The organism is Microbacterium sp. Y832 (genome assembly GCF_057669765.1).
Genome location: NZ_JBYHFM010000001.1, coordinates 426,653 through 450,697 on the forward strand (window position 1 = coordinate 426,653; position 24,045 = coordinate 450,697).

Here is a 24,045-nt window from a genome sequence, read left to right on the forward strand (position 1 = left end):
GAGACCGCGACCGGTCAGAGCAGTGCGAGAGAGGTGGCGCGCCAGCGCCCGTCTCTGCCTTCGAGACGTAACGCGACGGCGCGCGTGCGCGCGGGGCCCTCCACGATGACGACCGATTCGACGACGCCGTCAGCGGGGGACTGGTGCCGCACCGAGGTGAGCGCGTGTACGGGGCGGCGGGCCGGGATGCCGCGCGCCGACCTCGCCCGCGCGGCGAGGTTCGCCCGGGCGAGGAGCGTGCGGTAGGCGTCCTCGGTGAGCCAGCGCGCGAGCTGGTCGACGTCGCGGACCCCGGCGAAGACCTCGAGCACGCCCCGCGTGAGGTTGCGCAGGAGAGGCTCCGGGTCGGGGAGAGCGGCGGATGATGTGCGCTGCGGCGCGAAGAACTTCGACAGCTCCCATGCGTCGGCGGGCGGGACGAAGGCGCGGGCGGTGCCCGCGGGCGACGTTGCCATGGCGGTGCCTTACTTGGCCAGGGGGGATGCCATGGAGAAGTACAGCACACCGGCGACCGTCTCGACGAACCGGGTCAGCGAACTGTGGACAACTCGTGACCGCCACATACCGGTGCCGGTACTGTGCCCGAATGCGCTGGGACCGCTTCTTCGACGATCTCGAAGACCAGATCGCCTCGGACTGGGAGGCTGACCGTGCCGCGCTCGCGACCGAGACCGAGCGGCTCGAGCGGTCGCGTCTGTCGCTGCACGACCGCCTCGCCGCCCTCAACGGCGACGATGTCGCGCTCGACCTCTGCGACGGCACCGCACTCACGGCCACGGTGCGAGCGATCGGCGCAGACTGGGTCGCCCTCCACGCCACGGACGCACCGGGCAGAGCCCTCGTTGCGCCCTTCGCCTCCATCCGCAGCATCGGTATGCCGCACGCCGACCTGCTGCGCAGCGCTCGGGCCGCACCTCCCGACCGCGTCGCGCAACGCCTGACCCTCGGGTATCTGCTGCGTGATCTCGCGCGGCGCCGCACCGGCGTCGTGATCCGGTCGAGCGGCGAACGCCTGCTCACCGGCACGATCGACCGTGCCGGTGTCGACCACTTCGACCTCGCCGTGCACGCGCCGGGCGAACCGCGTCGCGCAGACGCCGTGGCGGCACACCGCATCGTGCCTGTCTCGGCGGTCGTCTGGCTGCGGCTCGAGGGGCAGATCGAGTTCTGAGCGCGATCTCAGTCGGTGTGGCGGATCGGCCCCGTGCCCCACAGCTCGGGAAAACTCGCCTCTTGCGACTGGTTCCACAGAGCGGCCCGTCGCTCGATCTCGGCCTGTCCGTCGAGATACTCAGCGATGCTCGCCTGTTCGATGCGCCACTGTGCGGATGCCCCGACCCGCACGCCGCGCAGTTCGGCGCGGTGCACGAGGTCGAGCACCTCGCCAACCGAGACGCCGAGGATGTCGGCCGCCTGCGCGAGGGCGAGCAGACGCATCGCGGGCGCCGGAGTCTGGGGCATCCCCCCATTATCGAGGGCATCCACACCATGCCAGGAGTCCGGCGCGGGCCTGTGGATAACGACGCGGCGGTGCGTGCGGGGTGTCTCACCATGGAGCGATGACCGCTGTCGAACATGCCCGCGCGCGCCGTCGCGCTCCCTGGGCAGACGTCCGTTTCCTTCTCGGCATCCTGCTCATCGTCGCCTCGGTCGGCGGCGTCTGGTTCGTCGTCACGTCCGCGCGCCAGACGGACGTGATGCTCACCGCTGCCCGCACGATCGTCGTCGGCCAGACGATCTCGGACGACGACGTGCACATGGTCGACGTCGGCCTCGGGCAGGCCGACGCGACCTACCTCGCCGCGGAAGCGTTCGAGCCGGGATCCGTCGCGACCCGCACGGTGCCGCGGGGTGAGCTCATTCCGCGCGCGGCGCTCGGAGACCCCTCGGCGCTGCGCACGACAAGCGTCGTCGTGCGCAGCGCCGCCGAGGTTCCCGCCGCCGTCGGGCCGGGATCCGTCGTCGAAGTGTGGGCTGCGCCGCTCCTCGAGCGGGGCCTTTACGACACTCCGCGCATCCTCGTCGCCGACGCGACTGTCGCGCACGTCGAGCGCGACGAGTCGATGATGGGCGGTGGGGCCGCATCGGTCGAGCTCGCGATCCCGCGCGCCGATGTCGCGGCGGTGCTCGCGGCGATCGCGGATCAATCCGCCGTGTCGGTCGTGCCGTCGATGGGGAGCAGCCGATGAAGGTCGTCGTGGCCGTCGACGAGCCGCAGGGGTCGCGCCTTGCGGCCGGGCTCGCCCGGGAGAACATCGACGTCGTCGCCGTGGTCGCGGCATCCGCACCCTCGCTGGACACGAGGATCGCGTCTCGAGCTGACGTCCTCGTGCTCGAGGCGCATCGGGCATCCGCGACGGCGGCGCTCGTCGCGGCGTGCGACCGCGCCGGCGTGCGTATCGTTCCGGTCGGGTCGACGACGGATGCCGCGCGCACGGCGGAGCTGTTCGGATTCGAGACCGTTCACCCGATCGACGTCGAGCCGTGGCGGCTCGCTGCCGTCGTGGCGGCGCCCCGCGTGCCTGCTGCAGCGGCCGAACCGACCGCGCCCTCGCGAACGATCGCCGTGTGGGGGCCTGCCGGGGCACCCGGCCGCACGACGGTGTCGATCGAGCTCGCCGTCGAGCTCGCGCGCGGTGGCCGCCGGGTCGCGCTCGTCGACGCCGACACGCACGCGCCCTCGATCGCCATCGCGCTCGGCCTGCCCGATGAGGGGCCCGGCTTCGCGGCGGCGTGCCGGCAATCCGAGATCGGCGGGCTCGATCCGCGAGAACTCCTGCGGATCAGCCTGCCGCTGGGCGGCACGGGTGTCGATGTCCTCACGGGCATCAACCGTCCGTCGCGATGGCCCGAACTGAGCGCGAACCGGGTCGCCGACGCGCTCGCGGTGTGCCGGGCGTGGGCTGATTACACCGTCGTCGACGTCGCGGCATCGCTCGAGCGCGACGAAGAGATCGTCAGCGACCTCGCCGGCCCCCGGCGCAACGCCGCGACCCTCGCCGCGCTCGAATCCGCCGACGCCGTCGTCGCCGTCGCCAAGGCCGATCCCGTCGGCGTCGCGCGCTTCCTGCGCGCTCACGACGAACTGCGCGCGAGTGTCGGGGCCACGCGCATCGCCGTGCTCGCGAACGGTCTGCGCCCCGGCGCCCTCGGCATCGACGCGCGCGGGCAGGTGCGACGCACGCTCGACCGCTTCGGCGGCATCCGCGATGTCTGGTTCCTGCCCCAGGACCCTCGTTCGGCCGATGCGGCGCTACTGGCGTCGCGACCCATCGCCGAGGTCGCCCCGAAGTCGCCCCTGACCCTTGCGCTGCGCCGTTTCGTCGGTGAGGCGGTCGCGCCCGCGCCCGAAGCGACGCGTGCGCCCTCGCGTCGCCGCGCGGCCTGAGGCCGCACGCCCTACGCTGGGAGCGTGTCGACCCTCAGCGATCTCGTCTATGCCCAGGGCCGCTCCAGCGCGGCAGACGTCGAATGGCTTCACCGCCTGGCAGGCGATGGGCAGCTGCTCGCTGACCTCGCCTTCGCCGACATCGTCATCTGGGTGCCCACACCCGACGACTCGTTCGTCGCCATCGGGCACACCCGGCCGAGCGGCGCGGCGACGCTGTTCTACCGTGACATCGTCGGCGACCGCGTGCGCCCCCAGTGGCGCACACAGGTGCGCGATGCCTTCCAGACCGCGCAGATCGTCGACTCGGCATCACCGGACTGGTTCGAGGAGACACCCACGCGGGTGCGCGCCGTGCCGATCGTGCGGCGGGCCAACGGCGAGGAGCCGCAGACGATCGGCGTGCTGACGCGGCACACGAACCTCGGCGAAGCGCGCACACCCAGTCGCCAGCAGATCACCTTCAACGACTGTGCCGACGACGTGTTCAGCATGATCGCCTCGGGGGAGTTCCCTGATCTCGAAGCCCCTGCCGCGCCGCGGCGCGGTGCTCCGCGTGCGTCAGACGGACTCATCCGCCTCGACGTCGACGGGATCGCGACGTTCGCGAGCCCGAACGCGCTGTCCGCATTCATCCGCCTCGGATTCGACGACGAGCTCGAGGGCGAGTCGCTCATCGAGGTCGTGTCGCAGATCCTCCCGACCAAGCGCCAGTTCGACGAGACGCTCCCGGTTGTCGTGACCGGTCGCGCACCGTGGCGCGCCGACCTCGAAGCGCGGGGGGTCACCGTGTCGCTGCGCACGATCCCGCTGCGCCACCACGGCACGCGCATCGGCGCGATCGTGCTGTGCCGCGACGTGACCGAGATCCGGCACCAGGAGCAGGAGCTCATCACGAAGGACGCCACGATCCGTGAGATCCACCATCGCGTCAAGAACAACCTGCAGACGGTCGCGTCGCTGCTGCGCATCCAGGCGCGGCGCTCGCACTCGGAAGAAGCGCGCGAGGCTCTCACGCAGGCCATGCGCCGCGTCACGGCGATCGCCGTCGTGCACGACACGCTGTCCGAAGGGCTCGCCCAGAACGTGGACTTCGACGACGTCTTCGAGCGCGCGCTCAAGCTGATCGCCGAAGTCGCCGCCGCCCCGAGCACCCGGGCGCGCACCCGCACGACGGGTCGCTTCGGGACGCTGCCGAGCGAGTATGCGACGCCTCTCGCCCTGGCGCTCACCGAACTCGTCACCAACGCCGTCGAACACGGCCTCGCGGGCAAGGAAGGTGAGGTCGAGATCGTCGCCGAGCGTACCGACGAGCACCTGGCGGTCACGGTGCGCGACGACGGCGTGGGCCTGCCCGAGGGGCAGGTCGGACGCGGCCTCGGCACGCAGATCGTGCGCACCCTGATCCAGGGCGAGCTCGGCGGGACGATCGACTGGCACACGGCAGTCGGTGCGGGCACCGAGGTCACGATCGATATCCCGCTGCGGTACATCGACCGTCCTCGCGGGTGAACGAAGGACCCCGCGGGCCAGGAAAGACCCGCGGGGTGAAAGTCAGCTGCGGCTGAGCGTCAGGAGGCGCGGCGCGCGCGTGCAGCGCGGCGCTTGAGCGCGCGGCGCTCGTCCTCAGAGAGTCCGCCCCACACGCCAGAGTCCTGGCCGCTTTCGAGGGCGTACTGCAGACAGACCTCGGTGACGGTGCAACGTGCACACACGGCCTTGGCCTTCTCGATCTGGTCTACGGCCGGACCGGTGTTCCCCACGGGGAAGAACAGCTCGGGGTCGACGGTGAGGCAGGCGGCTTTGTCGCGCCAATCCATGGTTGCGCTCCTTGTAGGGGTTTTGCGTGGGTACTCGTTCGGGTCGGGTACCCTGTGGAGGTGCGAGAGTGATCTCGCCCCACGTCGCTGTGGGAGCACACGGCTAAAGCAATCGTCCCATAGCACATGAGGATGATCAAGACATTTCTCATCGAGTTTCCTGTATAACGTCGCGTGAGCCTGCATCCACCGAAAGAACCTGAATGATGCGCACACATCCCATCAGCTTGATCGCGGCCGTTCTCGTGGGTCTGGAGGGGCTCGGGGTGCTCGCGCTCGCCGTCGCCGAGGTCGGCGCGCTCCTCGCCGGCGACACGGAGGCCGTCAGCAGCGCACTCGCGCTGCTCGTGCTCACCGTGATCGGTGCGGTCGCGATCATCGCCTTCGCGCTCGCGATCTATCGGGGTCGCTCGTGGGGGCGCTCGGGTGCCATCGTGACGCAGCTGCTCATCCTCGCCGTCGCGCTCGGGGTCGCCACGGGCGCGTGGGCGAGCCCCACCGTCGCCCTCGCCATCGCCGTGCCCGCCGTCATCGTGTTCGTGCTGCTGGTCATCGCTGCACGCATCGCCAGTCGTGAGGAATCCGAGAGCGAGGCCGCGCCAGGCGCGGTGGAGTGAGCGTCAGACTCCGAGAAGCGAGCGCACGCGCGCGACGTGTCCCGTCGCCTTGACGTTGTACAGCGCCTGTTCGATGAGCCCCTCGGCGTCGATCACGAACGTCGAGCGGATGACACCCTCGACGACCTTGCCGTAGTTCATCTTCTCTCCCCACGCACCGTAGGCGGCGTGCACCGAGTGGTCGGGATCGCTCAGGAGGTCATAGGGAAGCGCGTCGCGTTCGCGGAAGCGGCGCAGCGCCTCGGGTTCGTCACGCGAGATGCCGAGCACCGTGTATCCGGCCTGCTGCAGGGGTGCGATGCTGTCGCGGAAATCGCACGCCTCGGTCGTGCACCCGGGCGTCATGGCCTTCGGGTAGAAGAAGAGGATGACTTTGCCGCCGCGCAGCTCGCGCAGCGAGACGGTCGTGTTGTCCTGGTCGACGAGTGAGAAATCGGGGGCGGTCTGGCCGGGCTCGAGTCGGGTCACGAAACCAGTCAACCACTCGCGTCAGGACTTGGCGAACGTCTCGAGCAGGCGCTGCAGCGAATCCAGCCGCGCGGCCCCCGTCGGTCCGAGCCTGCCCGCCTCGACCGCTTCGATGATTGCGCAGTCCGGTGCATCCGGAAGGTGCGTGCACCCGCGTGGGCACTCTTCGGCGACGACGGCGAGGTCTGTGAATGCCTTCAGGATGTTCGCCGTGTCGACGTGCCCGAGGCCGAACGAGCGCACGCCCGGGGTGTCGATGACCCATCCCGTCCCGGCCGGTCCGCGGTAGCGCAGGGAGACCGTCGAGCTCGATGTGTGACGGCCGCGCCCCGTGACGAGGTTGACATGCCCCGTCGCGCGCTTCGCGTCGGGCACGAGAGCGTTGACGAGGGTGGACTTGCCGACGCCCGAGTGCCCGACGAAGACGGTGGCGTGCCCCGCGATCGCCTCGCCGACCCGCTCGACCGGCATCTCGTCGCGGGCGCTCGTGAAGACCTCGAGATCGAGGCCCTCGAAGTGCGTGAGGAACTCGCTCGGGTCGGCGAGGTCGGTCTTCGTCACGACGAGCAGCGGCCGGATGCCGGCATCCAACGCCGCGACGAGGTATCGGTCGACGAGCCGGGCACGCGGTTCGGGGTCGGCGGCTGCCACGACGACGAGCATCTGGTCGGCGTTGGCGACGACGACCCGCTCGACCTGGTCGGTGTCATCGGCGCTGCGGCGCAGCAGTGACGTGCGCTCCTGGATTCCGATGATGCGCGCGAGCGTTCCTTCATCGCCCGACGCATCGCCCACGACACGCGCGCGGTCGCCGGTCACGATGGGGGTCTTGCGCAGCTCACGGGCGCGTACGGCGAGCACCATGTGCTCGGTGGGTTCGTTCTCGTCCACGAGCACGTGGTACCGACCCCGGTCGACACCGAGCACGCGTGCGATCCGCGCGTCCTCGTGCGCGGGACGCCGCTTCGTGCGGGGTCGGTTGGCCTTCGGATTGGGCCGGACACGAAAGCTCTGCTCGTCGAAATCCGGCTCGTCGTCTTCGTCTGTTCCGAGCCAGCTCACGATGCCTGCTGCGCCTGCGAGTCGTGCGGTGCCTCATCGTCGCCATCGAGCATGCGGCGCCACATGTCGGGGAACTGGGGCATCGTCTTGGCGGTCGTGCCGATGTCATCGACCTCGATATCGGGCACGGCGAGCCCGATGAGGGCACCGGTCGTCGCGAGCCGGTGATCGTGGTGAGCCGGCCACACTCCGCCGTGCAGCTCGCGCGGCACGATCCGGATGCCGTCTTCCATCTCGTGCGCTTCGCCGCCGATGGCGCGAAGGTTGCCGATGAGTGCGGCGATGCGGTCGGTCTCGTGCCCGCGGATGTGGCCGATGCCGTACAGCGTGGTCGGCGCCTCGGCGAACGCGGCGAGAGCGAAGATCGTCGGGGTGAGCTCGCCCGCCGCCGACAGGTCGAGGTCGACGCCCTGGATCGCGGTGCCCGCTGACACGGTGAGCGTGCCCGCCCGCCGCGACGTGCGCGCGCCCATGATGGAGAGGATGTCGGTGAGCAGGTGCCCCGGCTGCGTCGAGTGCGCGGGCCACCCCGTCACGGACACCGAACCACCGGCGATCATCGCCGCTGCGAGGAACGGCGCCGCGTTGGACAGGTCGGGCTCGATCGCGACCTCTTTGCCGCGCAGGGGCCCGGCAGGCACGACCCATTCTCCGGGCGCGGGGCGCTCGACGTGCACGCCGCGATGTCCGAGGGCCTCGATCGTCATGTCGATGTGCGGCATGCTCGGCAGTCGGTCGCCGGCGTGCACGAGGTGCAGGCCCACATCGAAGCGCGCCGAGGCCAGCAGCAGCCCGGAGACGAACTGGCTCGAGCCGCTTGCGTCGATCGTGATCTCGCCGCCGCGCACCCGCCCGTGTCCGCGCACCGAGAACGGCAGCGACCAGGTGCCGCCGTCGTCGATGTCGACTCCGACGTCGCGCAGCGCCTTGATCATGGCGCCCATGGGGCGATGCAGCGCGTTCTCATCCGCGGTGAGGGTGATCTCTCCCGCTGCGAAGCCGGCCAGCGGCGAGATGAAGCGCATCACGGTGCCGGCCTGCCCGCAGTTGATCGTCGTGTCGCCGCGCAGCGGCCACGTCGGCGTCACGACGAGGTCGTCGCCGTAATGGCCCTCGCCGGGCACGTGCTCGATGTCCACGCCGAGGACCCGCAAGGCCTTGATCATGTGCGCCGAATCCTCGGAGTGCAGGGGCGCGGTCAGGCGACTGGGGGATTCTGCGATCGCGGCGAGGATCAGCTCTCGGTTGGTGAGCGACTTCGAGCCGGGCACGGTCACGGTGGCGCGCAACGGGCCGTCGGCCTGGGGGGCGTGCCACCGGCCGCGAGAAGAGGTCACAGAAGAAGGGGAATACCCATCAGCAGTCATCGAGTTCTACCCTACTGAACCTCGCCGCTCACGCCGCGAGAAGACGACAGATCGGAACGGAACTCGAGTGAACGCCACGCTGGACCGCCGCACGGCAGAATCCGTCGACGAACTCGAGCGGGCGTGGAGTGCTGTCCCCGTAGACTGGCGCCTGATGACCGAGCAGGCAGACAAGGCGCACGATCCGCGCACCCAGTTCGAAGAGCAGGCGCTGCCCTTCATGGATCAGCTGTATGCGGCGGGGATGCGCATGACGCGCAATCCCGCGGACGCGGCCGACCTCGTGCAGGAGACGTTCGTGAAGGCGTTCGCCTCGTGGAACACCTTCACGCAGGGGACCAACCTCAAGGCCTGGCTCTACCGCATCCTGACGAACACGTACATCAACACGTACCGCAAGAAGCAGCGCGAGCCGTATCAGAGTGCGATCGACGAGCTCGAGGACTGGCAGCTGGGTGGGGCCGAGTCGACGACCGCGACGAGCGCGCGCTCGGCCGAAGCCGAGGCAATCGATCACATGCCGGCATCCGTCGTGAAGGATGCGCTGCAGTCGATCCCCGAGGACTTCCGGCTCGCGGTCTACCTCGCCGACGTCGAGGGCTTCGCCTACCAAGAGATCGCCGACATCATGAAGACCCCCATCGGCACGGTCATGAGCCGTCTGCACCGTGGCAGACGGCAACTGCGTGACCTGCTCGCCGACTACGCGAAGGAACGCGGCATCGACACCGAGGCCGCGGCTAGGAGAAAGCAATGACCGACTGCGGGTGTGAAAAAGCACGCAAGGATCTCGAAGAGTACCTGCGCAACGAGGTCTGCAAGACGCAGCATTCCGAGATCAGGGAGCACCTCGAGAACTGTTCCGAATGCCAGAGTGAAGCGCTCGTCGCGACGACCCTGACCGAGGTCGTCGCGCGCGCCTGCAAGGAGACCGCTCCCGAAGATCTGCGCGACCAGGTGCTCGCGCGCCTGCGCGATCTGCAGGCGTCCCACTGACGGCGGTCTGCAACCCCTAGAAGCGCCAGGCGGCAGCAGCGGGTGCGGTCGCTGCCGCCGCCGCTGTGGCGGCCGCGCTCGCGGCTCCGGCGACGATCGAGATGCCGTAGAGCACGCGCGCGACCTGCTCGGCCGTCGTGTTCTGCGCGATCCGATCGCGAGCAGCGTGGGCGTCGCGGCCGCCGACGATGCGATCGAGCACTCCTGCGCCATCCAGAAGCGTGACGACGGTCGCGACGCGCTGGTCCATGTCGATGTGCCCGGATGCCGCACTGCGCAGTTCGTCGCGGGCATCTTCTGCGACGCGCTCATCGGCCAGGCGCACCCGTGTTCGGGGCACGAGTCCGAGCACGCGTCCCTCATCGCGCACGAGGAGCCCTCGTGAGACGAGGCGGGTCACGGCATCGTCGTACGAACGCCTGCCCACCTGCGAGACGAGGCCGGGCGTGAGGGGGGTGTCCGGTGGCAGGGCGTCCGCGATGGCGTCGAGGGCCGCGGCATCCGCTCGGGGGACGATACGCACGTCCGTGCGGTCCGATGCGGTCGCGGCGAAGTCGATGACGCCGTCGAGCACGAGGTCGACGAGGACCGCACCGCCCACGAGGGCCTCGGCGCCGTCGCTGCGGTGGAGGCATCCGCGTCGGTCTGCCGTGAGCAGGAGGATCTGCTCCGTGATCGAACGGTCCATGCCTTTGAGCGTACGAAGCCGTCCTCAAGGGGACAATGCGACGAAAGTAGGGGGTCAGTGCGGGGGGAATCGGGCCTCGAGCAGCCAGTCACCCTCGTGCGGGCCCGCTGAGAAGGCACCCCCGCGCAATGCCGTGCGCTCGCGCATGCGCGCCGTGCCGTAACCGCTGCCGGGCAGCCTCGGTGCGCTGACCGTGGCGGAGACGGTGTTCTTGACGTGCAGCAGGATGCCCTCATCCGGATCCGCGGCAACGCTCAGCTCGACGCGCTGCGGAGCAGGCGCGTGCTTCATGACGTTGGTCGCGGCTTCGCGGATGATGCGCTCGATGGCGCTCACCGTCAGGAGGTCGAGCTCAACGGTCGCCGCCGGGTCCACACGGACCGCGACGTCGTAACCCGCTTGGTCGAGCTGCGAGCGGAAAGCCTCGACCGCAGACTCGACGCTATGGTCCGCCAAGCGCGCCGACTCTTCGCGCGCGTCTGCTTCGAGATCCACGACGCGGCGCAGATCGACCAGGGCCTGCTTCGCCGACGCGAGGATCGCCTCTTGAGAGCGTGATCGCTCGTCGGGATCATCGGTGCGGTCCAGCAGCCGTGCGTGCATCGCGATCACGGTGAGGTCGTGCGCAACGACATCGTGCAGGTCATCGGCGATGCGCTGCCGCTCCTCGCGTACGAGCTCGACGTTCATCCGCCGAGCATCCACGAGTTCATCGCCGATGCGGCCGGCGCGGGCCTCGAGGGCGCGCAGCACGACTCCGACGGCGCTCGCCCCGGCGGCGACGATGAGCACGGCACTGAACATCGCAACGGAGTCCGGGCGCTGATCGAAGCGGTGCACCCCGGCGGCCGCAGTGAAGAAGAGGACGAGATAGGCCGCCTGCATGGGTGCGGGGCAATACCGCACAACCACGAGGCAGCCGATGGCGAGCCCTACGAGTGCGACCTGCTGCTCGTCGACGAACGGCGAGAACGCCATGAGCGCGAACAGGGCGAGTGCGGTCAGCGTCGCGTTCCACAGCAGCGGGACGAACGCGAGCGTGAGAAGGACGTCGAAGACGAACGACACGGGGTCGTCGAACCCGTCGAACGCCCACAGCAGCAGAGAGGCGACGACGGCCGCCGTCACGACGCCGATGACCGCGACGCGCTCGACGCGCGTGGGCCGTTGCGCGCCCACGGTGCGAGACAGTGGGCGCGCACGCGCTGTATAGGGGCGGGTCACCGCTTCATTATCCTGAAATCGGAGGCACCCCGTCGCGGCGCAGCCGTCAGCTGCAGGCGCCGATGAGACGACAGATCGCGCTCCAGATGGACGTGGTGAACATAGGGTCTCCTCCTCTCAGCTCGGGTGCTCGAGGCCTACGGTGATTCTCGCGGGCCGCCGGGACGCGCCGCATCCGACGCACGCCGAGGGTGCCTGCGACTTTTGTAGGGGGTGGGACGACATTTCACCGCCCATATGATGGGCGGGTGGCCTCGATCACCGTCCTCGTTGCCGATGATGAGTTCCTTCTCCGCCGTGCGCTGACGATGTTCCTCGACGAGGCCGACGACATCGAGGTGATCGGAACAGCCGTCGACGGTGCCGATGCGGTCGAGCAGGCCCGGACGTTGAGGCCCGATGTCGTGCTCATGGACATCCACATGCCGAAGCTCGACGGCGTGGCCGCGACGACGCAGCTGACCCGCGAGGTGCCCGAGACCAAGGTGCTCGCCGTCACGACCTTCGGCACGATGCAGACCGTGCTGCCGATGCTCGTCGCCGGCGCGACGGGCTACCTTCTCAAGGACTCCGACCCGCAGGACATCGTCTCGGCGGTGCGCGAGGTGCACCGGGGACTGCGCGTCCTGTCGCCCGCGGTGAGTTCGCTCCTCGTCTCGACGATCGTCGAGGCGTCTTCGGCCACCCCTGCCGCCGCTCTCTCGCCTGAAGAGCGACTCACCCCTCGCGAGGCTCAGATGGTCGAGCTGCTCGCACAGGGCCTGTCCAACGGCGAGATCGCGCGACGTGAGAGTGTGTCCGAAGCAACCGTGAAGTCCCACCTCAGCAACATCATGGCGAAGTGGAACGTGCGAGACCGCGTGCAGGTTCTGATCCGCGCCGTGCGCGCCGGCGTGGTGCGGTTGGACTGACCGGCAACCATACGCAGAAAGGCCGCCCCGGAGGGCGGCCTTTCTTGGATCTCTGCGGATCAGTCCTTCGCGAGTGCCTCCTGCAGGAGCGCGGCCTGCTCGGTCGCGTGCACCTTGGGCGAGCCGGTCGCGGTCGACGCGGCGGCGGGGCGGGACACGCGACGGATCGTGCGTCCGTTCAGCTGCGGCACGACGTCGAGGGCGATGAACGGCCACGCGCCCTGGTTCTCGGGCTCATCCTGCACCCAGACGAGCTCGGCGTCGGGGTACGTCGAGATGACGGCCTGAAGCTCGTCGATCGGGGCCGGGTAGAACTGCTCCAGGCGCACGAGCGCGATCGACGGGTTCGGGTTCTTATCGAGCTCGGCCTTCAGATCCCAGTGGATCTTGCCCGAGTGCAGCAGCACCCGCGTGACGGCGCTCTTGTCGAGGCCGCGCACGTCGTCGAGCACGGGCTCGAAGCGCCCGGTGGTGAAGTCCTCGACCGAGCTCGTCGCGCCCCGCAGTCGCAGCATCGCCTTCGGGGTGAAGACGACGAGCGGCCGACGAGGGCGGGCGTACGCCTGACGGCGCAGCAGATGGAAGTACGAGGCGGGCGTCGAGGGCCGCGCCACCGTCATGTTGTCTTGCGCGCACATCTGCAGGTAGCGCTCGATGCGCGCCGACGAGTGGTCGGGTCCTTGGCCTTCGTAGCCGTGGGGGAGCAGCAGCACGACGCTCGACTGCTGGCCCCACTTCTGGTCTGCAGACGAGAGGTACTCGTCGACGACCGACTGGGCGCCGTTGGCGAAGTCGCCGAACTGGGCCTCCCACAGCACGAGGGCGTCGGGACGCTCGACCGAGTAGCCGTATTCGAAGGCCATCGCGGCGTACTCGCTCAGCAGCGAGTCGTACACCCAGAAGCGGCCCTGGTCGCCGCCCAGGTTGGCGAGCGGGATCCACTCCTGCCCGTTGGCACGGTCGTGCAGCACGGCGTGGCGGTGGACGAAGGTGCCGCGGCGCGCGTCCTGACCGACGAGACGGACGTTGGTCTTCTCGAGCAGCAACGAGCCGAACGCCAGCAGCTCGGCGAAGCCCCAGTCGATCGAGCCGTTGCGGCTCATGTCGAGGCGCTTGTCCAGAAGCTGCTGCAGCTTGGGGTGGACCGTGAAGCCCTCGGGCTTGTTGACGAAGGCGTCGCCGATGAGGTGCACGACATCGCGCGAAACCCCGGTGGTCTCGGGCTCGCCGACGGGGGCCGGGGCCTCGGCATCCATGATGATCGGGTTGGATCCCGTCTCGGCTTCGTGCGTCTCGGTGAAGGCGATCTCGAGGCGGTGCTGGAAGTCCTGCTTCGACTTCTCGTATTCCTCTTCGGTGATATCACCGCGACCGACGAGAGCCTCGGTGTAGAGGCGGCGCACCGAGCGCTTCGCCTCGATGAGGTTCGTCATGAGCGGCTGCGTCATCGACGGGTCATCGCCCTCGTTGTGACCGCGACGGCGGTAGCAGACGAGGTCGACGACGACGTCGCGGTGGAACCGCTCGCGATAGGCGAACGCGAGCTGCGCGACCCGGGTGACGGCCTCGGGGTCATCGCCGTTCACGTGGAAGACGGGGGCCTGGATCGTCTTGGCGACGTCGGTCGCGTACACCGACGTGCGCGCATCCTGCGGCGTCGTCGTGAAGCCGACCTGGTTGTTCACCACGACGTGGATCGTGCCGCCCGTGCGGTAGCCGCGAAGCTGCGACATCTGCAGCGTCTCGACGACGACGCCCTGGCCTGCGAAAGCCGCATCGCCGTGCACGAGGATCGGCAGCCACGCGAACGTGCCGATGGGCTTGCGGTCCTGCTTCGCGCGGACGATGCCCTCGAGCACGCCGTCGACGGTCTCGAGGTGCGACGGGTTGGCGGCGAGGTAGACCGGCAGCTCCTGCTTGCCGTCGGCGACGAAGGTTCCCTCGGTGCCGAGGTGGTACTTGACGTCACCCGAGCCGCTCTTGGAGCCGATCGCGACCGAGCCCTCGAACTCACGGAACACTTGGCCGTACGTCTTGCCGGCGATGTTGGTGAGCACGTTGAGGCGGCCACGGTGGGCCATGCCGATCGCGGCGCCCTCGAGGCCCGCGGCAGCGGCACCCTGGAGGATCTCGTCGAGGAGCGGGATGAGCGATTCGCCGCCTTCGAGGCTGAAGCGCTTCTGGCCGACGTACTTCGTCTGCAGGAAGGTCTCGAACGCCTCGGCCTGGTTGAGCTTGTCGAGGATCCGCATCTGCTCGTCGTGGCCGGGCTTCTGGTACTTGACCTCGAGGTTCTCTTGGAACCACGCGCGCTGGGTCGGGTCCTGGATGTGCATGTACTCGACGCCGATCGTGCGGCAGTACGAGTCCCGCAGGACGCCGAGGACATCGCGCAGCTTCATCTGCCGCTTGCCGCCGAATCCGTTCGTGACGAACTCGCGGTCGAGGTCCCAGAAGGTCAGCCCGTGGCTCTCGATCTCGAGGTCGGGATGCGTCCGCTGGACGTACTCGAGCGGATCGGTGTCGGCCATCAGGTGACCGCGCACTCGGAACGAGTTGATGAGCTCCTGCACGCGTGCCGTCTTGTCGACGCGCTCGGCGAGATCGACGTTGATGTCGTTCGCCCAGTGGATCGGGTCGTACGGGATGCGCAGGGCGGCGAAGATCTCCTGGTAGAAGTCGCGCCGGCCCGTGAGCAGCTCGTGCACGATCTTGAGGAACTCGCCCGATCCGGCACCCTGGATGACGCGATGGTCGTAGGTGCTCGTCAGCGTGATCGTCTTGCCGATGCCGAGGTTCACGAGCGTCTTCTCGCTCGAACCCTGGAACTCGGCCGGGTACTCGAGGGCGCCGGCGCCCACGATGCACCCCTGGCCCTTCATCAGACGCGGGACGGAATGCACCGTGCCGATGCCGCCGGGGTTGGTGAGCGAGATCGTGGTGCCCTGGAAATCGGCAGCCGTGAGCTTGTTGGCGCGGGCGCGCTTGACGAGGTCTTCGTATGAGGCGAGGAACTCGTTGAAGGTCAGCGTCTCGGCGCGCTTGATGCTGGGGACGAGCAGCGCTCGTGAGCCGTCGGGCTTGGGCATATCGATCGCGATGCCCAGGTTGATGTGCGCGGGCGCCACGACCGACGGCTTGCCGTCGACCTCTGCGTAGAAGACGTTCTGGCTCGGGAACAGCTTGAGCGCCTGGATCATCGCCCAGCCGATGAGGTGGGTGAAGCTCACCTTGCCGCCGCGCGTGCGGGCCATGTGGTTGTTGATCACGATCCGGTTGTCGATCATGAGCTTCGCCGGCACCGTGCGCACGCTCGTCGCGGTCGGGACCGTGAGCGACTCATCCATGTTGGCGGCGAGGGTCTTGGGAAGACCCCGCAGCGGCGTGATCTTGTCCTCGACTTCCGAGTCGTCGGCAGCGGGCTCGACCGTTGCCGGCGAGACCTTGGGCGCCTGCGCGGGGATCGGCTGCGCGGCGGCGGGCCGGGCGGTCGTCTTCGCCACCGGCTGCGATCCGATGACGGGGATCGGAGCCGTGAGCGGGGCGGGTTCGTCACCTGCCGGGCGTGAGGCGACGTGGTCCGTCGCTGTCGAGGGGGCGCCCGCACCAGCGGGTCGGTAGTCCTGGAGAATGGGCCACCACGCCTTGTCGACGGAGTTGGGGTCGATGGTGAACTGTTCGTACAGCTCCTCGACGAGCCACTCGTTCGCCCCGAACTCTCCTTCGTTCGAAACCCCGGTGCCCGTCGCCTGAGTCGACACTCTCGATCGCCTGCTTTCATCGGTGAAGTGGTGAAGATGTGGCGCCAAACACATCGCGCGCACGACTGTCAAGCCTAACCCAGTCTGAGTAGCCGAACTCGGTGTCACGGCGTGGCTTCCGCGAAAAACCTCTCATCTTTCACGCTCAGGAACAGTCACTACCCTCGGTGCACATGGAGTTCTACGGTGAACAGCCAGCGGTCGATCTGACGTATTCGGACGTTTTCCTCCTGCCCCGCCGGTCGGCGGTGACGAGTCGGCTCGATGTCGATCTCTCGCCCGGCGACGGCACGAGTGCGACGATTCCGCTGGTGTCGGCGAACATGAACTCGGTCACGGGCGCGCGACTGGCCGCGACCCTCGCCCGGCGTGGCGGCCTCGGCGTGCTGCCGCAGGACATGCCGCTGCAAGAGCTCGATGCCGCCATCAGGTGGGTCAAGGCGCAGCCGGTGATGTGGGACACCCCCCTCGTGCTGCCCCCCGAGGCGACCGTCGCCGACGCGTTGCGCCTGCTGCCGGCGACGGAGGGCCACGGCATCGTCGTGGCCCGCGCATCGACGTCGATCGACGTCGACGACATCCTGGGCGTCGTGCCGGCGACCCGGCTCGCCACGGCGCTCGCCGACGCGCGCCTGGGCGATCTCGCCCGCCACCGCGTGGCATCCATCGACGCGGAGTCGGTGCAGGACGCCCGGCACGCGTTCGACCTCATCGTCGCCGCTGAAGCCGAGACGGTCTGCGTCATCGACCACGGCCGCCTCGTCGGCACGCTCTCGCGGCGCAGCGCCCTGCGCTCCACCATCTACCGCCCCGCCGTCGACGGGGACGGGCGGCTCATCGTCGCCGCCGCCATCGGGATCAACGGCGATGTCGCCGCAAAGGCGAAGGCCCTTGTCGCCGCGGGCGTCGATGTGCTCGTCATCGACACCGCCCACGGACACCAGGACGGCATGCTGCGCGCGCTCCACACCGTCGCGCAGCTCGACCTCGGCCTGCCGCTCGTGGCGGGAAACATCGTCACTCCCGAGGGGGCGTACGACCTCGTCGCGGCGGGCGCGACGATCCTCAAAGTCGGCGTGGGCCCCGGCGCGATGTGCACGACGCGCATGATGACGGCGGTCGGGCGCCCGCAGTTCTCTGCCGTGCTCGAGACCGCTGAGGCCGCCCGCGTCGTCGGCGCCCGGGTGTGGGCCGACGGGGGAGTCCGGTACCCGCGCGATGTCGCGCTCGCGCTGGCCGCCGGTGCGGCGTCGGTCATGATCGGCTCGTGGTTCGCCGGCACGATCGAGGCCCCCGGCGAACTGCTCGTCGACGAATCGGGACGGGCCTACAAGGAGTCGTGGGGGATGGCCTCGACCAAGGCCGTGCACTCGCGCTTCGCGCGGCTCGACCCGTACGAGCTGGCCCGCAAGGAGCTGTTCGCCGAGGGCATCTCGTCGTCGAGGATCTACCTCGATGCGCTCCGCCCCGGGCTCGAAGACCTTCTCGACATGATCACCTCGGGCGTGCGCTCCTCGCTCACGTACGCCGGCGCGGCGACGATCGCCGAGTTCCACACGCGAGCTCGGGTGGGGCTGCAGTCCGCCGCGGGCTACGAGGAGGGCAAGGCGCTCCCCGTGAGCTGGTGAGGCGCGGGAGGTCTGCTGCTTCGTGCACCGCCAGGCGCCGAGAATGTCGGTGCCGAGACTGGCGCGGCTGAGACAACTGTCACGTAGACTTGCGCGCACGATGGACGACCCCCCCAGTAGACGTACGCCCCACGTTCCCGTACACCGCTCGAAGAGGGGTGACACGTGATGGACTATGTCCTCTTGGGCGTGGGGCTCCTGCTCACGATCGGGACCGGCCTGTTCGTCGCGAGCGAGTTCGCCCTGGTCAACCTCGACCGCGCTGAGCTCGAGAAGCGCCGGGCAGCCGGCGAGACGCGCCTGTCGCTGACGATCAGCGCGCTGAAGATCACCTCGACGCACCTGTCCAGCGCGCAGCTGGGCATCACGCTCACGACGCTGCTCACGGGTTACACGATGGAGCCGGCGATCTCGAACCTGCTGCGCCCGGTCTTCGCGGCGTGGGGGTGGCCCGAGGGGTTCGCGAGCCCGTTCGCGGTCGTCGTCGCGGTGGTCTTCGCGACCATGCTGTCGATGATCGTCGGCGAACTTGTGCCGAAGAACTTCGCCCTCGCCGTGCCGCGACAGACCGCCAAGCTCGTGATCCCGTTCCAGACGGCGTTCACCGCGGTCTTCCGCCCCGCCATCGTCGTGCTCAACGGCAGCGCCAACGGCGTGCTGCGAGCCATGGGCATCGAGCCCAAGGAAGAGCTGTCCGGCGCGCGCACCGCTGAGGAGCTGTCGAGCCTCGTGCGTCGCTCGGCGAGTGCCGGCGTGCTCGAAGAGGACACCGCCTCGCTGCTGGATCGCACCCTGACCTTCGCGCGGCTGTCGGCGTCCGACGTCATGACGCCCCGGCCGAGTGTCCATGCGCTCGCCGCCGACGACTCCGCCGAAGACGTCATCCAGCTCGCGCGCCGCACGGGCCACAGCCGCTTTCCTGTCTATGACGAGTCGATGGACGACATCACCGGCATCGTGCACCTCAAAGCCGCCGTGGGGGTGCCCCGCGAGCGCCGACGCGACGTGCCCGCCGCTGCGCTCGCGACCGAACCCCTGCGCGTGCCCGAAGCCGTGCACCTGGACGTCCTCATGTCCGAACTGCGCGCCCGGGGCTATCAGATGGCCATCGTCGTCGACGAGTACGGCGGCACGGCGGGTGTCGTGACGCTCGAAGACCTCGTCGAAGAGATCGTGGGCGAGGTGCTCGACGAGCACGACCGGCGCCGGGCCGGTGTCGTGCGCCTGCAGGACAGCGTCATCTTCCCCGGTGAACTGCGACCCGACGAACTGCTCGATCGCACGGGCATCCGGATCCCCGAGGGAGATGTGTACGACACCGTGGGCGGCTACGTCATGAGCGTTCTGGAGCGCGTGCCCGTCGTGGGCGACTCGCTGCAGACCGAGGACGGCACGATCGACGTGCAGCGGATGGACGGGCGCCGCGTCGACCGCATCCGCTTCACACCCGCGCCAACACCCCTTGCGCCCTCCACGGAAGAAGGGGGTGATCGTCGATGAACGATTGGGCCGGAATCGCCTGGCTGTTCGTGCTGCTCATCGTCAACGCCTTCTTCGTCGGAGCCGAGTTCGCCGTCATCTCGGCCAAGCGCTCCCAGATCGAGCCGCGTGCCGAGAAGGGCTCGCGCTCGGCGAAGACCGCGCTGTACGCGATGGAGCATGCGACGCTCATGCTCGCGACGAGTCAGCTCGGAATCACGATCTGCTCGCTGCTGATCCTCAACGTGTCCGAGCCGGCGATCCACCACCTGCTCGCCGAGCCGCTGGCTCTGACGGGCCTCGCGGCGGGCACGGTCGATGTCATCGCGTTCATCATCGCGCTGCTCATCGTGTCGTACCTGCACGTCGTGTTCGGCGAGATGGTGCCGAAGAACCTCGCCTTCTCGGTGCCCGACCGCGCCGTGCTCATGCTCGCGACGCCGCTCGTGTGGGTGTCGAAGATCTTCTACCCGATCATCGTGTCTCTCAACTGGGTCGCGAACCACGTGCTGCGCCTGTTCCGCGTCGAGCCGAAGGACGAAGCCGCCTCGACATTCACACTCGACGAGGTCGCGACGATCGTGAACCAGTCGCGCATCGAGGGCATGCTCGATGACACATCGGGCGCCGTCTCGGCGGCACTGGAATTCACCGACAAGAAGGCGAAGGACATCGCCGTGCCGCTGGACGGCCTGGTGACCCTGCCCGAGCGCACGACGGCCGCCGAGATCGAGCGCGCGGTCGCCAAGCACGGCTTCTCGCGGTACGTCATCGTCGATGACTCGGGTGAACCGGTCGGCTATGTGCACCTTAAGGACATCCTGCGTGTCGCTGAAGGACCGGATGCCGCCACCGAGGTCGCCCGCCCGCTTCCGGCCAAGCGCATCCACCACATGGTGCCGGTGCTCGAGACGACCGATCTCGAAGACGCACTCGCCGTCATGCGCCGGGCGGGTCGCCACCTCGCGCGCGTGCGCGATGCCGACGGCACGACGACGGCGGTGCTGTTCCTCGAGGACATCATCGAAGAGCTCATCGGCGAGGTGCAGGACGCGACGCGTCGCCGCAGCTACTGACAGCGGGTGCCTGGCGCCCGCCGCCTCTCAGAGGGTGCGGCGGGCGCGGGCGTACTGCGCGGGCCAGTACGGCAGGTCGACGCCGAGCTCGACCGACGCGCGCAGCGCGAAGTGCGGGTCGCGCAGCCACTCGCGCGCGGCCATGACGGCATCCGCGTCGCCGGCCTGCAGGATCGCCTCGGCCTGCGCGCCGTCGGAGATGAGGCCCACCGCGCTCACGGGCACGCTCGCTTCGCGCCGCACGTGCGCCGCGAGCGGCACCTGATAGCCGGGGCCCACCGGGATGCGCTCGACGGCCACCGCGCCGCCGCTGGAGATGTCGAAGAAATCCGCGCCGCGGTCGGCGCACCAACCCGCGACGGTCGCCGTCTCTTCGACGCTCCACCCGCCGGCCGACCAGTCGGTCGCGGACAGGCGCACGACCAGTGCGACATCGGGGGTTTCGGCGCGCACGGCGTCGACGATGCGCAGCAGCAGGCGAGCGCGGTTCTCGAGGGATCCGCCGTAGTCGTCATCGCGGCGGTTGGCCAGCGTCGAGAGGAACTGGTGCAGCAGGTAGCCGTGAGCGCTGTGGATCTCGAGGACATCGAACCCCGCCTCGGCTGCGCGTCGCGCGGCACCGGCGAAGTCGGCGACGACCTTGTCGATCCCCGCGACATCGAGCGCATCCGGCATGGCGTAGCCGTCGAACGCGATCGCCGACGGCGCCACGGTGCGCCATCCTCCGTCGCTCGGCCTCACACTGCCGCGCGTGCCCACGATGAGCGGCGACCACGTCGAGGCCTTCCTGCCCGCGTGCCCGAGCTGAATGCCCGCGAGTGCGCCGCGCGAGCGGATCGCGACGGCGATCGGTGCCCAGGCATCCCGCTGCTCGTCGTTCCACAGCCCCGCGTCGTCGGGTGAGATGCGCCCCTCGGGCGACACCGCCGTCGCCTCGGCCATGACGATGCCGGCCCCGCCCGAGGCGAACTGAGCGAGGTGGACGTGGTGCCACTCCTGCGGCAGGCCGTCGACGGCGCTGTACTGGCACATCGACGCCACCCACAGCCGGTTGCGCGCCGTGTGGCGGCCGATCGTAAGAGGAGAGAACAACAGGGTCATGGGGAGGGCTCCGCGGATAGGGTGTCGGCATGGCTCGAGAGTGGACCGAGCAGGACGTCGTCGGCGTCGTGCGCATGCCCACGCGCTCCGATGACAAGTATTCCCGGGGTGTGCTGGGCGTGCGCACCGGGTCGGAGATGTACCCCGGTGCGGCCGTGCTCGGCGTCGAGGCGGCATGGCGCACGGGCCTGGGAATGGTGCGCTACTTCGGCGTGGCCGCTGATCAGGTGCTGGCGCGGCGCCCCGAGACCGTCACGGCACCGGGGCGCGTGCAGGCGTGGCTCATCGGCTCGGGCACCGACTCCGCGACCCGCTACCCTGCCGAGACATCGACGATCCGCGGAATCCTGGCGCAGACCGACCCCGTGGTGCTCGACGCGGGCGCGCTGGACCTCGCCCCGGGTGCGACGGCACCCCTCATCGTGACCCCGCACGCGCGGGAGCACTCTGCGCTGCGCAGCTCGCTCGACCTCGGCGAGGGCACGGGCGATCGGCGCAGAGATGTCGCCGAGACGGCGCGCGCTCTGGGGGGTGTCGTGCTGCTCAAAGGCGCGACGACGCTCATCGCCGACGGCATCGAGGTGATCTCCGTCGAGGTCGATGCGCCCTGGCTCGCGACGGCCGGAACGGGCGATGTGCTCGGCGGCGTCCTCGGAGCCCTCGTCGCTGCTGCTCACGCGGTGCCGGATTCCGCGCCGCCGCTGCCGCACCTCGCAGCGTCTGCCGTGTGGCTGCACGGTCGCGCCGCGCAGGTCGCGGGATCCGCTCTCGGCCCGCGGGGTGGACCCCTCACAGCGCTCGATGTCGCCGCAGCGCTGCCGCGCGTCGTCGGCGACCTGCTCGCGCGCTCCTGAGCGCCACGGTGGTCACCACCTACGATGGGAGCGTGTCGAGGCGGGCAGGGCTGTGGGTCGCGTTCGCGCTCGTGCACATCACCGTCGCGTGGCTCGGCTTCGTCATGCCCCACCAGCCCATGGGCGATGTGTACCTCGTCTACGAGCCGTGGGCGCTGCAGGCTCTCGACGGGCGCGGAATCCCGGGCATCGCCGAGGATTGGATCTACCCGCCGGTCGCGCTGATTCCCCTTCTGGCCGCGCAGGGGCTCGAATGGATCGCGGGATACGAGATCGCGTGGGCGCTGCTCGTGACGCTGTGCGACGGGCTCGCCTTCGCTCTGCTCGTCGGACGCGCCCGCTCACGCGGACGCCGGCTCGCCGCATGGTTCTGGCTCGCCTTCGCGCTGCTGCTCGGTCCTGTGGGCATGTACCGTCTCGATGCGATCACGGTGCCGCTCGCGCTCGCGGGATGCCTGTGGCTCATCCAGCGTCCGTGGCTCGCCTCGGTGCTGCTCGCCGTCGCGACGTGGGTCAAGGTGTGGCCTGCCGCCCTGCTGGCCGCCGCGTTCTTCGCGGCGCGGCGCCGGGTGGCAGTCGTCGGCGGGGCCCTCGTCGTGAGCGCCGTCGCGCTTGTGACGGTCGCCGTACTCGGCGGAGCACCGCACGCCCTCGGCTTCGTGACGGCGCAGACGGGGCGGGGTCTGCAGGTCGAAGCACCTGTCAGCATGTTCTACCTCTGGCTCGCGGCGGCCCGAACGCCCGGTGCATCCGTCTACTACGACCCTGACATCCTGACGTTCCAGGTGACGGGGCCTCAGGTCGATGTCGTCATCGCCGTCATGACGCCGCTTCTGATCGCCGTGCTCGCCGCCGTCGCGGTGCTCGGGGCGATCGCCGCGCGGCGGGGGACGCCCTTCGTCGCGCTCTTCCCGCCGCTTGCGCTGGCCTTCGTGCTCGCCTTCATCGTCTTCAACAAGGTCGGCTCGCCGCAGTACCTCACGTGGCTCATCGCGCCCCTCGCCGTGGGCCTCGTCATCGCGCGCGACCGCTGGCGCCGCCCGGCCGCGCTCGGCCTCCTGCTTGCCGCGCTGACGCAGGTCGTCTACCCGCTCGCGTACGGCGAGGTGCTCGCGGCTGTACCGGTCGCCGTCGGCATCCTCACCGTGCGCAACGTGCTGCTGGTCGTGCTCTTCGTCTGGGCGCTCGGACGGCTGGTGCATCTGGTGACAGCCCGCCGCACGACATCGCCTGCTCTTTCCACTCAACCGGAGGTAACACCATGATCATCGCCTTCTCGGTCGCTCCCAGCGGCACCGGCTCGGCCGACGGCTCGGTGCACGACGCCGTCGCTGCCGCCGTGCGCGTCGTGCGCGCGAGCGGTCTGCCGCACCGCACGACGTCGATGTTCACCGAGATCGAGGGGGAGTGGGACGAGGTGTTCGATGTCGTGCGGCGCGCGACCGAGGCCGTCATGCCCTTCGGGTCGCGCGTCTCGCTCGTACTGAAGGCCGACATCCGCCCGGGCTGGACGGGCCAGCTCGACGCCAAGGTCGAGCGCCTCGAATCCGCGCTCGAAGCGGACGCGACCGACTGAGTCGCAACGATTCGCCGGGGCCGCCGCGT

The 24,045-nt window shown here is 69.5% G+C and carries 24 protein-coding genes; 14 read left to right on the forward strand and 10 right to left on the reverse strand.

The window, feature by feature from the left end:
* Positions 1 to 14 precede the first annotated feature (14 nt).
* Complete coding sequence (locus AC25YV_RS01680) at positions 15 to 455, reverse strand: Rv3235 family protein (protein ID WP_488122089.1); 441 nt, start codon at positions 453 to 455, stop codon at positions 15 to 17.
* Between the two features lie 131 nt (positions 456 to 586).
* On the opposite strand from AC25YV_RS01680, the gene AC25YV_RS01685 reads away from it, so the two are divergent.
* Positions 587 to 1,171, forward strand: a complete 585-nt coding sequence (locus AC25YV_RS01685; RefSeq protein WP_488122090.1) for a hypothetical protein — start codon at positions 587 to 589, stop codon at positions 1,169 to 1,171.
* Positions 1,172 to 1,179: 8 nt separating this feature from the next.
* On the opposite strand, the gene AC25YV_RS01690 is transcribed toward AC25YV_RS01685, so the two are convergent.
* Positions 1,180 to 1,461, reverse strand: a complete 282-nt coding sequence (locus tag AC25YV_RS01690; RefSeq protein ID WP_488122091.1) for a helix-turn-helix domain-containing protein — start codon at positions 1,459 to 1,461, stop codon at positions 1,180 to 1,182.
* Between the two features lie 98 nt (positions 1,462 to 1,559).
* Between AC25YV_RS01690 and AC25YV_RS01695 the strand changes: the two genes are divergently transcribed.
* The 3 genes from AC25YV_RS01695 to AC25YV_RS01705 are packed head-to-tail and all read left to right on the forward strand — an operon-like array spanning position 1,560 to position 4,900.
* Complete coding sequence (locus tag AC25YV_RS01695) at positions 1,560 to 2,189, forward strand: CpaB family protein (RefSeq protein WP_488122092.1); 630 nt, start codon at positions 1,560 to 1,562, stop codon at positions 2,187 to 2,189.
* On the forward strand, positions 2,186 to 3,388 hold the full coding sequence (locus AC25YV_RS01700; RefSeq protein ID WP_488122093.1) for a CpaE/TadZ family protein: 1,203 nt from the start codon (positions 2,186 to 2,188) through the stop codon (positions 3,386 to 3,388). The genes AC25YV_RS01695 and AC25YV_RS01700 overlap by 4 nt, the downstream gene beginning before the upstream one ends.
* A 24-nt stretch (positions 3,389 to 3,412) precedes the next feature.
* Positions 3,413 to 4,900, forward strand: a complete 1,488-nt coding sequence (locus AC25YV_RS01705; protein WP_488122094.1) for a sensor histidine kinase — start codon at positions 3,413 to 3,415, stop codon at positions 4,898 to 4,900.
* Between the two features lie 59 nt (positions 4,901 to 4,959).
* Here AC25YV_RS01705 and AC25YV_RS01710 read toward each other — a convergent pair whose 3' ends face one another.
* Positions 4,960 to 5,208: a WhiB family transcriptional regulator gene (locus AC25YV_RS01710; RefSeq protein ID WP_194425087.1), complete on the reverse strand. Its 249-nt coding sequence runs from the start codon at positions 5,206 to 5,208 to the stop codon at positions 4,960 to 4,962.
* A 203-nt stretch (positions 5,209 to 5,411) separates the two neighbouring features.
* Between AC25YV_RS01710 and AC25YV_RS01715 the strand changes: the two genes are divergently transcribed.
* Positions 5,412 to 5,825 carry a histidine kinase gene (locus AC25YV_RS01715; protein WP_488122095.1) on the forward strand — a complete coding sequence of 138 codons (414 nt, stop codon included), beginning with the start codon at positions 5,412 to 5,414 and terminating at the stop codon, positions 5,823 to 5,825.
* 3 nt (positions 5,826 to 5,828) lie between these two features.
* Here AC25YV_RS01715 and bcp read toward each other — a convergent pair whose 3' ends face one another.
* Genes bcp through aroA form a run of 3 tightly spaced genes read right to left on the reverse strand, consistent with a single transcriptional unit; the run spans position 5,829 to position 8,722 of the window.
* Complete coding sequence (gene bcp / locus AC25YV_RS01720) at positions 5,829 to 6,293, reverse strand: thioredoxin-dependent thiol peroxidase (protein WP_488122096.1); 465 nt, start codon at positions 6,291 to 6,293, stop codon at positions 5,829 to 5,831.
* Between the two features lie 21 nt (positions 6,294 to 6,314).
* Positions 6,315 to 7,355, reverse strand: coding sequence for a ribosome small subunit-dependent GTPase A (gene rsgA / locus AC25YV_RS01725; RefSeq protein WP_488122097.1), 1,041 nt, complete (start codon positions 7,353 to 7,355; stop codon positions 6,315 to 6,317).
* The gene (gene aroA, locus AC25YV_RS01730) at positions 7,352 to 8,722 is read right to left on the reverse strand and encodes a 3-phosphoshikimate 1-carboxyvinyltransferase (RefSeq protein WP_488122098.1); all 1,371 of its coding nucleotides are present in this window, start codon (positions 8,720 to 8,722) and stop codon (positions 7,352 to 7,354) included. Before aroA ends, rsgA begins: the two co-directional genes overlap by 4 nt.
* Before the next feature lie 154 nt (positions 8,723 to 8,876).
* Here aroA and AC25YV_RS01735 point away from each other — a divergent pair, with 154 nt between their 5' ends.
* A complete protein-coding gene (locus tag AC25YV_RS01735) occupies positions 8,877 to 9,479 on the forward strand; it encodes a sigma-70 family RNA polymerase sigma factor (RefSeq protein ID WP_488122293.1) in 603 nt (200 codons plus the stop codon).
* Positions 9,476 to 9,718 carry a zf-HC2 domain-containing protein gene (locus AC25YV_RS01740; RefSeq protein ID WP_488122099.1) on the forward strand — a complete coding sequence of 81 codons (243 nt, stop codon included), beginning with the start codon at positions 9,476 to 9,478 and terminating at the stop codon, positions 9,716 to 9,718. The genes AC25YV_RS01735 and AC25YV_RS01740 overlap by 4 nt, the downstream gene beginning before the upstream one ends.
* A 16-nt stretch (positions 9,719 to 9,734) precedes the next feature.
* On the opposite strand, the gene AC25YV_RS01745 is transcribed toward AC25YV_RS01740, so the two are convergent.
* Entirely contained in the window at positions 9,735 to 10,406 is a 672-nt protein-coding gene (locus AC25YV_RS01745) for a GOLPH3/VPS74 family protein (RefSeq protein WP_488122100.1), read from the reverse strand.
* 54 nt (positions 10,407 to 10,460) lie between these two features.
* Positions 10,461 to 11,630, reverse strand: a complete 1,170-nt coding sequence (locus AC25YV_RS01750) for a sensor histidine kinase (protein WP_488122101.1) — start codon at positions 11,628 to 11,630, stop codon at positions 10,461 to 10,463.
* Between the two features lie 248 nt (positions 11,631 to 11,878).
* Between AC25YV_RS01750 and AC25YV_RS01755 the strand changes: the two genes are divergently transcribed.
* Positions 11,879 to 12,541, forward strand: a complete 663-nt coding sequence (locus AC25YV_RS01755) for a response regulator (protein ID WP_488122102.1) — start codon at positions 11,879 to 11,881, stop codon at positions 12,539 to 12,541.
* A 59-nt stretch (positions 12,542 to 12,600) separates the two neighbouring features.
* Here AC25YV_RS01755 and AC25YV_RS01760 read toward each other — a convergent pair whose 3' ends face one another.
* Positions 12,601 to 16,302 (reverse strand): multifunctional oxoglutarate decarboxylase/oxoglutarate dehydrogenase thiamine pyrophosphate-binding subunit/dihydrolipoyllysine-residue succinyltransferase subunit, encoded by a 3,702-nt coding sequence (locus AC25YV_RS01760; RefSeq protein ID WP_488122103.1) that lies wholly within the window; start codon positions 16,300 to 16,302, stop codon positions 12,601 to 12,603.
* 173 nt (positions 16,303 to 16,475) lie between these two features.
* Between AC25YV_RS01760 and guaB1 the strand changes: the two genes are divergently transcribed.
* The 3 genes from guaB1 (at position 16,476) to AC25YV_RS01775 (ending at position 20,485) form a co-directional block, all read left to right on the forward strand.
* The gene (gene guaB1, locus AC25YV_RS01765; RefSeq protein WP_488122104.1) at positions 16,476 to 17,930 is read left to right on the forward strand and encodes a GMP reductase; all 1,455 of its coding nucleotides are present in this window, start codon (positions 16,476 to 16,478) and stop codon (positions 17,928 to 17,930) included.
* A gap of 168 nt (positions 17,931 to 18,098) precedes the next feature.
* Complete coding sequence (locus AC25YV_RS01770; RefSeq protein ID WP_488122294.1) at positions 18,099 to 19,430, forward strand: hemolysin family protein; 1,332 nt, start codon at positions 18,099 to 18,101, stop codon at positions 19,428 to 19,430.
* Complete coding sequence (locus AC25YV_RS01775; RefSeq protein WP_488122105.1) at positions 19,427 to 20,485, forward strand: hemolysin family protein; 1,059 nt, start codon at positions 19,427 to 19,429, stop codon at positions 20,483 to 20,485. Before AC25YV_RS01770 ends, AC25YV_RS01775 begins: the two co-directional genes overlap by 4 nt.
* Before the next feature lie 27 nt (positions 20,486 to 20,512).
* Here AC25YV_RS01775 and AC25YV_RS01780 read toward each other — a convergent pair whose 3' ends face one another.
* Positions 20,513 to 21,586, reverse strand: a complete 1,074-nt coding sequence (locus AC25YV_RS01780) for an NADH:flavin oxidoreductase/NADH oxidase (RefSeq protein ID WP_488122106.1) — start codon at positions 21,584 to 21,586, stop codon at positions 20,513 to 20,515.
* Positions 21,587 to 21,615: 29 nt separating this feature from the next.
* Here AC25YV_RS01780 and AC25YV_RS01785 point away from each other — a divergent pair, with 29 nt between their 5' ends.
* The 3 genes from AC25YV_RS01785 to AC25YV_RS01795 are packed head-to-tail and all read left to right on the forward strand — an operon-like array spanning position 21,616 to position 24,016.
* On the forward strand, positions 21,616 to 22,440 hold the full coding sequence (locus AC25YV_RS01785; RefSeq protein ID WP_488122107.1) for an ADP-dependent NAD(P)H-hydrate dehydratase: 825 nt from the start codon (positions 21,616 to 21,618) through the stop codon (positions 22,438 to 22,440).
* A 32-nt stretch (positions 22,441 to 22,472) separates the two neighbouring features.
* Complete coding sequence (locus AC25YV_RS01790; protein WP_488122108.1) at positions 22,473 to 23,705, forward strand: glycosyltransferase 87 family protein; 1,233 nt, start codon at positions 22,473 to 22,475, stop codon at positions 23,703 to 23,705.
* Positions 23,702 to 24,016 (forward strand): thiamine-binding protein, encoded by a 315-nt coding sequence (locus AC25YV_RS01795; RefSeq protein ID WP_488122109.1) that lies wholly within the window; start codon positions 23,702 to 23,704, stop codon positions 24,014 to 24,016. The genes AC25YV_RS01790 and AC25YV_RS01795 overlap by 4 nt, the downstream gene beginning before the upstream one ends.
* Positions 24,017 to 24,045 lie beyond the last annotated feature (29 nt).